This window comes from Micromonospora parva, from assembly GCF_040649675.1.
Classification (GTDB): Bacteria; Actinomycetota; Actinomycetes; order Mycobacteriales; family Micromonosporaceae; genus Micromonospora; species Micromonospora parva.
Genome location: NZ_JBEZFX010000009.1, coordinates 276,043 through 288,010 on the forward strand (window position 1 = coordinate 276,043; position 11,968 = coordinate 288,010).

Annotated in this window: 11 protein-coding genes; 5 read left to right on the forward strand and 6 right to left on the reverse strand. The window is 72.5% G+C overall.

Annotated features, from left to right (window positions below):
- Positions 1–27 precede the first annotated feature (27 nt).
- Positions 28–1,041: a LacI family DNA-binding transcriptional regulator gene (locus AB0C03_RS23640; protein ID WP_030333071.1), complete on the forward strand. Its 1,014-nt coding sequence runs from the start codon at positions 28–30 to the stop codon at positions 1,039–1,041.
- A 160-nt stretch (positions 1,042–1,201) separates the two neighbouring features.
- Here the strand turns inward: AB0C03_RS23640 and AB0C03_RS23645 are convergent, their stop codons facing one another.
- From AB0C03_RS23645 to AB0C03_RS23655, 3 genes are all read right to left on the reverse strand, one after another.
- Positions 1,202–2,158: a carbohydrate kinase family protein gene (locus AB0C03_RS23645; RefSeq protein WP_357638846.1), complete on the reverse strand. Its 957-nt coding sequence runs from the start codon at positions 2,156–2,158 to the stop codon at positions 1,202–1,204.
- Positions 2,155–3,420 carry an AGE family epimerase/isomerase gene (locus tag AB0C03_RS23650; protein ID WP_357638848.1) on the reverse strand — a complete coding sequence of 422 codons (1,266 nt, stop codon included), beginning with the start codon at positions 3,418–3,420 and terminating at the stop codon, positions 2,155–2,157. Before AB0C03_RS23650 ends, AB0C03_RS23645 begins: the two co-directional genes overlap by 4 nt.
- A 235-nt stretch (positions 3,421–3,655) precedes the next feature.
- On the reverse strand, positions 3,656–4,081 hold the full coding sequence (locus AB0C03_RS23655; RefSeq protein WP_030333066.1) for a nucleoside deaminase: 426 nt from the start codon (positions 4,079–4,081) through the stop codon (positions 3,656–3,658).
- 83 nt (positions 4,082–4,164) lie between these two features.
- Between AB0C03_RS23655 and AB0C03_RS23660 the strand changes: the two genes are divergently transcribed.
- Complete coding sequence (locus AB0C03_RS23660) at positions 4,165–5,046, forward strand: aminoglycoside phosphotransferase family protein (RefSeq protein WP_210861435.1); 882 nt, start codon at positions 4,165–4,167, stop codon at positions 5,044–5,046.
- 26 nt (positions 5,047–5,072) lie between these two features.
- Here AB0C03_RS23660 and AB0C03_RS23665 read toward each other — a convergent pair whose 3' ends face one another.
- Positions 5,073–5,882 (reverse strand): Fpg/Nei family DNA glycosylase, encoded by an 810-nt coding sequence (locus AB0C03_RS23665; protein WP_357638850.1) that lies wholly within the window; start codon positions 5,880–5,882, stop codon positions 5,073–5,075.
- Between the two features lie 182 nt (positions 5,883–6,064).
- Here AB0C03_RS23665 and AB0C03_RS23670 point away from each other — a divergent pair, with 182 nt between their 5' ends.
- From AB0C03_RS23670 to rocD, 3 genes are all read left to right on the forward strand, one after another.
- On the forward strand, positions 6,065–6,961 hold the full coding sequence (locus AB0C03_RS23670) for a thrombospondin (RefSeq protein ID WP_307857887.1): 897 nt from the start codon (positions 6,065–6,067) through the stop codon (positions 6,959–6,961).
- Positions 6,962–7,382: 421 nt separating this feature from the next.
- Positions 7,383–8,198 carry a dimethylargininase gene (gene ddaH / locus AB0C03_RS23675; protein WP_030333058.1) on the forward strand — a complete coding sequence of 272 codons (816 nt, stop codon included), beginning with the start codon at positions 7,383–7,385 and terminating at the stop codon, positions 8,196–8,198.
- Entirely contained in the window at positions 8,198–9,412 is a 1,215-nt protein-coding gene (rocD, locus tag AB0C03_RS23680) for an ornithine--oxo-acid transaminase (RefSeq protein WP_357638931.1), read from the forward strand. The genes ddaH and rocD overlap by 1 nt, the downstream gene beginning before the upstream one ends.
- 52 nt (positions 9,413–9,464) lie before the next feature.
- Here rocD and AB0C03_RS23685 read toward each other — a convergent pair whose 3' ends face one another.
- Positions 9,465–10,619, reverse strand: coding sequence for an FHA domain-containing protein (locus tag AB0C03_RS23685; RefSeq protein ID WP_030333055.1), 1,155 nt, complete (start codon positions 10,617–10,619; stop codon positions 9,465–9,467).
- 221 nt (positions 10,620–10,840) lie between these two features.
- Entirely contained in the window at positions 10,841–11,893 is a 1,053-nt protein-coding gene (locus AB0C03_RS23690; RefSeq protein ID WP_030333053.1) for a fatty acid desaturase family protein, read from the reverse strand.
- Between the last annotated feature and the right edge of the window lie 75 nt (positions 11,894–11,968).

Sequence of the window (11,968 nt, forward strand, 5' to 3'; positions counted from 1 at the left end):
CCCGCGCCCGCCGTGGAGGACCACCCCGTGACCCAGACCCCGACCCGGCCGACGACGCGTCGGCGCCCCACCATGGTCGACGTGGCCCGGCGGGCCGACGTCAGCCTGAAGACGGTCTCCCGGGTCGTCAACGACGAGCCGGTGGGGCAGGAGTTGGTCGGCCGGGTGCTGGCCGCCATCGCCGAGCTGGGCTTCCGGCGCAACGACATCGCTCGTAACCTGCGCTCCCGGCAGCTCAACGCCACCGTCGGGCTGCTGATCGAGGAAATCGCCAACCCGTTCTACGCGACCATCGCCAGCGTCGCCGCCGAGATCGCCGCCGCCCACGGCACCATGCTGATCACCGCGTCCTCCGAGGAGGACCCGGAGCGGGAACGCGCCCTGCTCCAGGACTTCACCCAACGCCGGGTCGACGGTCTGCTGGTGGTGCCGGCGGGCCTCGACCACTCGTTCCTGCGGCGTGAGGTCGAGCTGGGCATGCCGGTGGTGTTCCTGGACCGGCCGCCGCAGGGGCTGCAAGCCGACGCCGTGCTGTTGGACAACCGGGGCGGCAGTCAGGCCGGGGTCAACGCGCTGCTCGACGAGGGGCACCGGCGGGTCGGGCTGCTGCTCGGCGCGCCGAGTGTGCCCACCATGCGTGAGCGGCTGACCGGGGCCCGGGCGGCGCTGGACGCCGCCGGAGTCGAGCCGGACGATTCGCTGGTCCGCGAACGGCTCATCGCTCCCGAGGAGGCCGGGCGGGCGGTCGCCGCGCTCCTCGACCTCCCGGAGCCGCCCACCGCGTTCTTCTGCGCCAACAACCGGCTCACCGTCGGTGCGCTCCAGGAGTTGCACCGACGGGGCAGTGACGCCGCGCTGGTCGGCTTCGACGACTTCGAACTGGCCCACCTGATGCCCCGGCCGCTGACCGTCGTCGCGTACGACACCCGGGAGCTGGCGAGGGTCGCCACCGAGCGACTGTTCCAACGGATAGCCGGCGACGACACCCCGCCCTCCACAACGGTCCTCCCCACCACCCTGCTGAAGCGCGGCCTCCCCTAACCCCCTCCCTCCCCCGGCCCCGCACCCACACCCCACCCCACCCCACCCCACCGCACGCGCGATCTTGCGGTTTCTGTTGTCGCTTTGTCGGCATATCGCCCGCTCTGCCGGGACAGAAAGCGCAAGATCGCGGAGGTGGGGAGGGGCGGCGCGGGCAGGGTCAGGCGGGGTTGGTGGTGAGGAGGGCTTCGACCTCGGCGCGGGTGGGCGGGTTGGCGCCGCGGCGGGCGCAGGTCAACGCGGCCACCGTGGCGGCCTGCCGGAGGACCACACCCCACTGCGGCCCGGTCACCGCGGCGAGCCGGTCGGCCGGCCGGTCACCGAGCGCGTCGAGGTCGGCCAGCGCGGCCAGCAGGCCACCGGTGAACGAGTCGCCGGCACCGACGGTGTCGACAACAGTGGTCCGCACCGCCGGCTCCTCGTGCAGCGAGCCGTCGGGCGCGAGCAGCCAGGCACCCTCGCCGCCCCGGGTCACCACGGCGCAGGACACCCCGGCCGCCCGCCACTCGGTCATCACGTCGGCCAGCGACCGGTCCGGGTAGAGCCAGGCCAGATCCTCGTCGCTGGCCTTGACCAGGTGCGCGAGGCGGATCTGCCGGCGTACCCGCTCCTGCTCCGCCGCCCGGTCCGTGACGATGCTCGGCCGCAGGTTGAGGTCGATGGAGACGGTGAGCCCGTCCCGCTGGCGTTCCCGGGCGAGCAGGCCCTCCAGCACTTCCGCACCGGGGGCCAGCGCGAGCGCGAGGGATCCGGTGTGCAACGCGACCGCCGGTGTTCCGGCCAGTTCGGGCAGCTCGCGCGGCGTCCACTGCCAGTCCGCCGCACCGGCCAGCCGGAATTCGTAGCTGGCCTGCCCGGCGGCGTTCAGCGTGGCCACCGCCACCGACGTGGGCTCCTCGGCGTGCACCGCCCACCCCAGGTCCACCCGGTTGGCGCTCAGGTGCTCGACGAGCTGCCGACCGTACTCGTCGTCGGCGAGCCGGGCCAGCAGTCGTACCGGCTGGTCGAGCCGGGCCAGTGTGACAGCGACGTTCGCCGGGGAGCCACCCGGCACCGCCCGCTGACCCTCGGCGGTGACGACCAGGTCGATCAGTGCCTCACCCGCGACGACGATCACGCGGTCACCTCCCCCGGTGCGAGCGGGCCGGGGCCACCGAGCCCGTCGGCCGCGCGGGACAGCAGTACCGCCTGGTAGGCGTGGTAGACGTCCGGTCGGCCGTGCCAGACCGTGCCGGCGGGCCGGTTCTGCGCGTCCAACTCGTGCCGCCATCCGGTCTGGTCGATGAGACTGCGGCGGGCGTACGCCCAGAAGGCCCGGTACCAGTCGAGGTAGACCGCGTCCCCGGTGCGCCGGTGCAGGGTGATCGCCGCACCGACGGCCTCGGCGAGCACCCAGTGCATCCGGGAGCGCACCACCGGCCGGTCGTCCCAGTCGATCGTGTAGACGAAGCCGTCCGCGCCGTCGACGGCCCAGCCGCGACGCACGGCGGCGGCGAACAGGGCGCGGGCGTCGGCGAGCAGCCAGCGGGGTGGCTGCGGCAGCACCGCCTCCAGCTCCAGCAGCAGCCGAGCCCACTCCAGCCAGTGCCCGATGGTGGAGCCGTACGGCCGGAACGGGTCGGCGGGCTGGTCCCGGTTGTAGTCGGGCAGCGGCGACCAGTCGGTGGTGAAGTGTTCGGGCAGCCGCCAGTCGTGCCGGGCCGCCTCACCGTGCACGAGGTGGGTGGCGATCCGCAGGGCCCGGTCGGCCCAGCTCGCGTCGCCGGTGGCGGCGGTAGCACCGAGGAACGCCTCGACCATGTGCATGCTGCTGTTGGCGCCCCGGTAGTCCTCGGTGACCGTCCAGTCGCGGTTCCACGACTCGCGGACCGCCCCGGCGTCCTCGTCCCAGAACCGGTCCCGCACGACGGCCAGCACGTCCGCGAGCAAGCGGTCCGCGCCGGGCCGTCCGGCGCGCGCCGCGCTGGAGGCGGCGAGCAGCACGAACGCGTGGTCGTAGCCGGCCTTGCGGTCGTTGACGGGTGCGCCCTGCTGGTCCACCGCGCTGAACCAGCCGCCGTACCGGTCGTCGCGCAGCAGCGTGCTGAGCGCGGCGACCCCGTGGTCGACCAGGGCGGCGGCGTCCGGGTCGCCGTTGCGATGGGCGAGGGCTGCCACGTGGGTCATCCGGCAGGTGATCCAGGTGTGGATCGGTTCGCCCCGATCCGGGGTGCGGTCGTCGGTCAACCACCAGAAGCCGCCCTCGGCCCGTACCGAGCGGCGGGCGGTGTCGAGCAAGGTCCGGGTCTGGTCGGCGAGGAAGTCGTCCAGATCGGGCAGGTCTGTCGACCCCGCCGGAGCGGGGGTCGTTGCGGCGTCGGATCGGGGCACGTCGGTCATCTCAGCTGGTCACCGTTGGGTAGGAAAGGGACATACGGCCAGGATCGGCGGACAGACCGGGTCCGCGCCGGGAAACCGTCAAGGGGACACCGCGAACCGGGTGCGGCAGGGAGAGGATCATGCACACAATCCCTTCCCTTTTGTCCGTTGACATCGTTGTCACCGGTCAACCCTGCTCCGGCAGCCGGCCGACTGTCAATTCCGGCTGCGTCACACCACAGCAGGACAGCTTCGGTCAGTAGTAGTCGTCGATCGGCCGACGTGCCTCCTCGAACAGCGCCGGCCCCTCGTACCGGACCGGGGGCAGCGCCGGGGTGGGCGGCTTGACCTCCTCGAACTGCTCGCTGGACAGCGCGTACACCACCCGGCCGAGGCCAGACCGCTCGATCGCTGTCGCACACATCCCGCAGGGCTGGCAACTGGTGAACATGGTGGTGCCGGCAGCCACCTCGGGCGGAAGCTCCCGGGCCGCCCAGACGGCCAGCTTCAACTCCGGATGCGCGCTGATGTCCGCGTCGGAGACCACCGTGTTGTGGTCCTCGACCAGGACCACGCCGGCCGCGTCGACAAGCAGCGAGCCGAACGGCCGTTCGCCGGACGCCCCAGCCCGCCTGGCGATCTCCACGGCCTGGCGGAGAAACTTCTCGTCGTCGGGGGTCATCGATCCTCCTCGCCAATCTGCACCCGTCCACGCTAGCCACTGTGGACCGGCACAGGAACGCCGTGACAGCCCAGGAGGACCAGATGGATCTGCCCGAGGGACTTGACTGGGTACGCGGATCACCCGCCGGTCGCGCCTGGCTGGCCACCCTCCCGACGTGGCTGGCGGAGTGCGCGCAGCAGTGGTCGCTGCGACTCGACCCACCCTTCCGGTACGCGTACGCCTCGCTGGCGCTCCCCGCTCAGCTGCCCGACGGCACGGCGGCGGTGCTGAAGCTCCAGTACCCCGACGAGGAGAGCCGGCACGAGGCCGACGCGTTGGCCCACTGGGACGGTGACGCGGCGATCCGCCTGCTCGCCCACGACCCCGGGCGGCGCGCCCTGCTGCTGGAACGCTGCCAGCCCGGCACTCCCCTGCACGACCTTCCGCCGGACCGGGCGCTCGACGCGGTGATCGGGCTGCTCCCCCGGCTCTGGCGACCGGCCGGCGCGCCGTTCACCCCGCTGGCGCAGGAGGCCGCCGGCTGGATCGACCGGATGCCCCGGGCCTGGGAACGGACCGGCCGGCCGTACCAGCGGCGGCTGCTCGACGCGGCGCTCGACCTGCTCGGCGGTCTGGCGTCGAGCCAGGGCGAGCAGGTGCTGGTCAATCAGGACCTGCACGCCGGCAACGTGCTCGCCGCCGACGCGCTCCCCGGCGACCGGGGGCCGTGGCTGGCGATCGACCCGAAACCGCTGACCGGGGAACGGGAATTCTCGGTGGTGCCGATGGTGCGCGGCCAGGAGTTGGGGCACTCACCGGCCGCCGTCCGGCACCGACTGGACCGGCTCTGTGCCGAGCTGGGGCTGGACCGGGAGCGGGCTCGGGGTTGGACGATCGGGCACACGCTGGCCTGGAGCGTCGCCGACGACGTTGTCTTTGCGCAGAATATCGAGGTGGTCCGCTGGCTGCTCGACGCCGACTGAAGCCGCTCAGCGTCAGGGCGACCGGCTCAATCCACCTGACAGGTACGACACCAGTAGAGGTTGCGCCCGGCAAGCTCACCACGGCTGATCTCGGTGCCGCAGACGTGGCAGGGCGCCCCGGGGCGGCGGTAGACGTACACCTCGCCACCGTGCCGGTCCACCCGGGCCGGTCGGCCCATCGCCTCGGGCAGGTGCGAATCGCGGACCGTGTCGATGCGGCCGTGCTCCACGGCGAGCCGCATCAGCCCGACCAGGTCCGCCCAGAGCGCGTCCCAACCGGCTCCGGTCAGCTGCCGGCCGGGCATCGTAGGCGACAGCCCGGCCCGGAACAGCGCCTCGGTCACGAAGATCAAGCCGGTGCCGGCCACCACCGACTGGTCCAGCAGCAGCGCGGCGAGAGGTGTGGCACTGCGCGAGATCCGGGCGTACGCCCGCTCCGGGTCGGCGTCGCCGCGTAACGGATCCGGCCCGAGGCGGTCCCGCAGTGCCGCCACCTCGGGCGGAGTGAGCAGCTCGCAGGCCGTGGGGCCACGCAGGTCGAGCCAGTGCCGGTCGCTGGCCAGCCGCAGCCGCACCTGGCCGACCGGCTCCGGCGGCTCCCCCGGCCCGTCGGCGAACTTGCCGTACAGCCCGAGGTGTACGTGCAGGGTCAGCTCACCGGCGTAGTGGTGCAGCAGGTGCTTGCCGTACGCCTCGGTGCCGTCCAGCACGGTCCCGGAGAGCCGGGCCGCACCCTCGGCGAAACGACCCTGCGGGCTCGCGGCGTGCAGCTTGTCCCCGGCGAACAGCTCGGCGTGCCGGGCCGCCAGGCGGTGGATCGTGTGTCCCTCTGGCACGGGTGCCAAGGATAGCCAGTCCCGCCCGACCGGGCCGCGCGCCGATCAGGGCCCGCATCAGCCGGGCTCGGGGCTCGTACCCAGGATTGGTGTCAGGAAACGCCCAGGTGGGTATTTGAGGTGCGACACCGCGTGGGTGCCACCCTTCCGTCGGCCACCACGCATTCATCAGGAGGTGTGTAGTGGTCAGGATTCCTTCGCTGTCCCGCCGGTCCGAGCCGGCACCGACGCGGGACGAGAACCTCGACGGCCGCGTGGACGGCCGCGACACCGCGGTCACCGGGACCGGCCCGACCGGTGACAACGCCGGCCGGCCGGTGGTCACCGACCGCGACGCCGACCAGACGACGTACCGCAGCGCGGGCGCCACCGACGGCCAGACCAGTGAGGCCGAGCGGCGGGCCAACGAGCGGGCGGCGGTTGCCCGCGCCGCCACCGCGCGGCCGGTGGAGCCCGAGCCCCGGGCCGGCACCGCTCGCCCGGTCGCGCCCGAACCGTCCAACGGCGCCACCCGTCCCGTCGCACCCGAGCCCGTGTCCGGCACGACCCACCCGGGCGCCTCCCAGGCCCGCACCGGCACCGCAGAGACTGCGGAGACCGACGCCCGGCCCACCGTCACCCCGAGCACGGCACGCACCGCCGAGCGCGACAGCGTCACCCGGCGGCCCGACACCACCGACCGGGCCACCACGGACCGCCCCGTCGACCCGACTCCGGGCGTCACCACGCCCGAGCCGCCGGTGACGCGGGGCCCGAAGCCGCGGGCCAGCCTGCTCGCCACGCTCGGCCTGATCGTCTCGGTCGCCGGCGCGATGTTCGTGCTGACCGGCACCCTGGCCGGGTACGGCATCGGCCTCGGCGCGTTCGGTGCGGTGCTCGCGGTGCTCGGCCTGATGGCCACCCGCCGTCGGCACGTCGCCGGCACTACCGACGCGCTCTTCGGCGTGCTGATCGGGTTGGCCGCGGTCGTGATCGGGGTGCTCGCGATGACCGGCCAGTTCGACTGGCCGACCACCGACGGCGACTGGGTGCAGCGCTTCCGCGAGTGGCTTGACTCACAGTTTGTCGATCGTTTCTAGCGGGCACTGTTCCGCTCGCCGGTGATGCACCGGCGAACAGCCGGCGGTTCGCCGGCAGCCCGACCAGTCCGGTGGTTCACCGGCCGGGCGACACCCTTTCAGGGGCGGCGGTTCGCCGCCCCTGAAGTGTGTCCGGGGGTTGACAGTCCCTCGACAGGGACGACGACGACTTCCCCGGCGCAGCGACGCCGCCGGATGGGCGAGCGGCCCGTCGCCGGGTGGCCGGAAGCGCGATTTCCGACGGACGCCGCCGTGACGCAACGAATCACATCCGGGAACCGCCCAGACGCAACGAATCTTCGGTCTGCGCAACTCTCGGTGGTGGATCCTGCCGCTGACGCCGCATAACGTTGAGTCACGGCGCCAGCCCGTGGGCCACGGTGGCCGGGCGCGCCCGACCCCTGGGAGCAGGACAATGACGATGGACGCCACCAGCCAGCGCCTGTTGATGTGCCGGCCGACGTACTTCGCCGTCGACTACGCCATCAACCCCTGGATGGACCCGAGCGCGCCGGTCGACGCGGCGCTGGCCGTCCGGCAGTGGGAGCAGCTGCGCCAGACGTACCGTGACCTGGGCCACACCGTCGAGGAGATCACTCCGGTGCCCGGCCTGCCCGACATGGTCTTCGCCGCCAACGGCGGCACCGTGATCGACGGCAAGGCGATGGCGGTGCAGTTCCGTGACCCGCAGCGCGCCGACGAGGCGCCGGCGTACCGGGCCTGGTTCGAGGCCGCCGGCTTCGAGATGTACGACCCGAAGCACGTCAACGAGGGCGAGGGCGACGTCCTGCTGGCCGGTGACCACCTGCTCGCCGGCACCGGCTTCCGCACGGCACACGCCGCACACGCCCAGTTGCAGGAGGTCTTCGGCTACCCGGTGATCACCATGCAACTGGTCGACCCGCGCTTCTACCACCTGGACACCGCGCTGACGGTGCTCGACGAGCGGACCGTGGCGTACCTGCCCGAGGCGTTCTCCCCGGGCAGCCGGGCGGTGCTGCGCCGGCTCTTCCCCGACGCGGTGCACGCCACCATGGCCGACGCCGAGGTGCTGGGGCTGAACGCGGTCAGCGACGGGCGGCACGTGGTGCTGCCCGCGCAGGCCACCGACCTGGCCGCCAAGCTGCGCGACCGGGGCTACGAAACCATCGGTGTCGACCTGTCCGAGCTGCGTAAGGCCGGCGGCGGACCGAAGTGCTGCACGCTGCGACTCCGTCAGGGAAAGGCAAGCAAGTGATAGTGGATGACATCCTGCGGACGCCGGGAGCGGTCCGGGACGCCGAGCGCTGGACGGCGCACAACTACCACCCGCTGCCGGTGGTGATCTCGTCCGCCGAGGGCGCGTGGCTCACCGACGTGGACGGCAAGCGCTACCTGGACTGCCTGGCCGGCTACTCCGCGCTGAACTTCGGTCACCGGCATCCGCAGCTGATCGCCGCCGCGCACGCCCAGCTGGACCGGCTCACGCTGACCAGCCGGGCGTTCATCCACGACCAGTTCGCCGACTTCTGCCGGGAGCTGGCCGAGCTGTGCGGCAAGGACCTCGTGCTGCCGATGAACACCGGCGCCGAGGCGGTGGAGACCGGCATCAAGGTGGCCCGCAAGTGGGGCTACCAGGTCAAGGGCGTGGCCCTCGGGCAGGCCAACATCGTGGTCGCCGAGGGCAACTTCCATGGGCGGACCACCACCATCGTCAGCTTCTCCACCGACGAGGACGCCCGCGCCGACTTCGGGCCGTACACCCCGGGCTTCACTGTCGTGCCGTACGGCGACCTGGACGCGCTGACCGCCGCGATCGACGAGAACACGGTGGCAGTGCTGCTGGAGCCGATCCAGGGTGAGCAGGGTGTGGTGGTGCCGCCGGAGGGCTACCTGCCCGGCGTACGGCAGGTCTGCACCGAGCGCGACGTGCTGTTCATCGCCGACGAGATCCAGTCCGGTCTGGGGCGTACCGGCGCGACCTTCGCCTGTGACCACGAGGGCGTCGTGCCCGACATGTACCTGCTGGGCAAGGCGCTGGGCGGCGGCATCGTGCCGGTGTCCGCGGTGGCCGCGAACGCGGACGTGCTCGGCGTGCTCAAGCCGGGCCAGCACGGCTCCACCTTCGGCGGCAACCCGCTCGCCTGCGCGGTGGCGGTCGAGGTGGTCCGGCTGCTGGCCACCGGCGAGTTCCAGCGCCGCTCGGCCGAGCTGGGTGAGCGGTTGCGGGCCGGCCTGGAAGGGCTGGTCGGCAAGGGCCTGGTCGGGGTACGCGTCCGTGGCCTGTGGGCCGGTCTGGACATCGACCCGGCGCTGATGAGCGGACGCGAGGCGTGCGAGCGCCTGATGGAGCGCGGGGTGCTGGCCAAGGACACCCACGGCTCCACCATCCGACTCGCCCCACCGCTGGTGATCACCGAGGAGGAGATCGACCTGGCGGTGGCCGCTCTGGCCGAGGTGCTGGCCGGCTGACCCAGAACGTGGTGGAAGGCGGGCGTCGGGTCTCCGACGCCCGCCTTCCGCGTCAGGGTCGGGGGAGGCGCATGGCCATCGTCGGGGCCTCGGCCATCACCGAGGTGGGGGTGAACGGGGCGCCGGTGGGCAACTCCTCGGCGCGGCCGATCTGCACGCCCGGGTACAGCTCCACCATGTCGTTCTCACCGAGCACCCGGGACTGCTGCGGGGCCAGCGGGATCCGGTCCGACTCGGCCATCGAACCGGCCGGGCGGATGCCGGAACCGTTGGTGCTGACGTCGGTCACGATGACCTCGCCGACCCGCAGCTCGAAGCGGACGTGACCACGGCTGATCCAGCGTCGGGCCTCGTCGTTGAGCCACTGCCCGAGCATGATCCCGCCGTCCTGCTCGGGGGCCCGGCCAGCCACCACCGGCTGCTCCTCGCTGAGCACGAACCGCCGCCGGACGAGGCCGCCGACGCGCACCGCGAGCACCTCGGTACGCGGGCGCGGCCCGGCGTCGCCGAGCCGTGCGCCGTGCCGGGGGCAGGTCGGCACGCCGTTGCGCAGCGCGGGCGGCGGCTGCGCCGCGGGGCTGCGGTCGGCACCGCCGGCCAGGTCGGCGAACGCGCCGCCCCCACCACCGCCGCCAAACAACGCGCAGCCCGACTCCGGGCAGCGCCACTGGCGGGCCAGCAGCTTCACGCCGGTCGGCGAACGCTTGCCGGCCACCGGCGCGTGACCCCCGCCGACGTGCGCGATGAACACCGGCCCACCGGCGCCGGGGACCGGAGCGACCACCCGACCGGGCTGCTCGACCAGCCACGGGAACCGACCGCGCAACCCGTCGAAGCGGACCCGGCTGAGCACCGGCAGACCGAGCAGGTCGGCGACCTCCAACATCCGGTCACCCGGGTTGTCGAGCACCTCGACGAGCCCGTCGTCGGCCCAGCGGCGGACCACCATCCGTTCGTTGGAGGTGAGGTCAGCGTCGGAGAGTAATGCCCGGTGCACCACCGCGTAGACCTGGACGCTGTCCTCCTCCAACTCGCGGGAGAGCGCGTCGATGACCATGCCGAGGCGCAGCAGGCTGGCCGGCCGACCACCATCAATGTCCTGGTAGCGGATCACCTCGGCCAGGTCGACCACGGCCCGGGCCAGCGACGGGTCGGTGCAGACCCGCCCCTCGATGGCGTCCAGCACCTTGCTGATCTCGAATCTCATGCCACGCTCCCGACGATGTCGTCGATCCGCCGGGTCGGGGACCAGCCCGTCAGCCCGCCCAGCTCATCTCGCACCGCTCCCGCGGTGAGCAGGTCTGCCATGCGCCGACCCTACCGGGGACGACGGACGGCATCGACCAGCGGTAGCAGGGTGTCGATCGACCCGGTACGCAGGCGGGGGCGGTGCCGCCCGGCACCGCCCCCGTCTTCCCCCTGGTGTGTTCAGCCGCGCAGCGGCCGCCCCACCTCGTGCAGATGACCGAGTGCCTGCCGGTACGACTCGACCAACCCGGTCTCGGCGTACGGGATGCCCTGCTCGACGCAGTAGGCCCGGACGATCGGCTGGGCCCGGCGCAGGTTGGCGCGCGGCATGTTCGGGAACAGGTGGTGCTCGATCTGGTAGTTGAGACCGCCGAGCGCGGTGTCCACCAGCCGGCTGCCCCGCACGTTGCGGGAGGTCAGCACCTGCTTACGCAGGAAGTCCAACTCGTCCTCGGCGGTCGGCATCGGCATGCCCTTGTGGTTCGGCGCGAACGCGCAGCCCATGTAGAGGCCCCACAACGCCTGGTGCACGACGGCGAAGAGCAGCGCCTTGACCGGGGACATGACAGCCAACAGCAGTGCCACGTACGCGGCGGTGTGCACGACGAGCAGTGCCGCCTCGACCGCCCGGTGCCGCATCGGGACGGTGTACCCGCCGTTCGGCTCCCGGCCGATGATCGCCCGGATGCTCGCCACGTGCAGGTTCAGGCCCTCCAGCAGGAGCATCGGGAAGAAGAGGTACGCCTGCCGCTTGGCCATCCAGCGACCGATCCCACGGGTCTCCAACGCCTGCTCGGGGGTCCACACCAGGGCACCCGCGCCGACGTCCGGGTCCTCGTCCTCGTGGTTCGGGTTGGCGTGGTGCCGGTTGTGCTTGTCGACCCACCAGCCGTAGCTGATCCCCACCGCCACGTTGCCGGCGAACAACCCCACCAACTCGCTGGGGCCCCGCCGACGGAACATCTGGCGGTGCCCGGCATCGTGACCGAGGAACGCGACCTGGGTGGTGGCCACCGCCATCAGTGCCGCGAGCGGAAGCTGCCACCAGGAGTCGCCGAGCAGGAACACGGCCACCCAGCCGGCCACGAAGGCACCGAGGGTGAGCACGATGCGGGTGACATACCAGCCGGGACGCCGCTCCAGCAGGCCCGCCTGGCTGATCCGTCGGGACAACTGTGCGTAGTCACTGCCTCGCCGTCGTACCGGCGGTTCCGCCACCGCTCCGAGCGCCATCGCTGCTCCCGTTCCGCTTGCGCCCGTACCGGGGTGGTTCGGGCTTAATGTCAAGTCTCCCGATCGCGGTAGCGC

Bases quoted from the DNA above. Each gene is read 5' to 3' on its own strand.
- AB0C03_RS23650 (WP_357638848.1), bottom strand. From the start codon at position 3,420: ATGACCGACGTGCCCCGATCCGACGCCGCAACGACCCCCGCTCCGGCG.
- AB0C03_RS23655 (WP_030333066.1), bottom strand. From the start codon at position 4,081: ATGACCCCCGACGACGAGAAGTTTCTCCGCCAGGCCGTGGAGATCGCC.
- AB0C03_RS23660 (WP_210861435.1), top strand. From the start codon at position 4,165: ATGGATCTGCCCGAGGGACTTGACTGGGTACGCGGATCACCCGCCGGT.
- ddaH (WP_030333058.1), top strand. From the start codon at position 7,383: ATGGACGCCACCAGCCAGCGCCTGTTGATGTGCCGGCCGACGTACTTC.
- AB0C03_RS23685 (WP_030333055.1), bottom strand. From the start codon at position 10,619: ATGAGATTCGAGATCAGCAAGGTGCTGGACGCCATCGAGGGGCGGGTC.
- AB0C03_RS23690 (WP_030333053.1), bottom strand. From the start codon at position 11,893: ATGGCGCTCGGAGCGGTGGCGGAACCGCCGGTACGACGGCGAGGCAGT.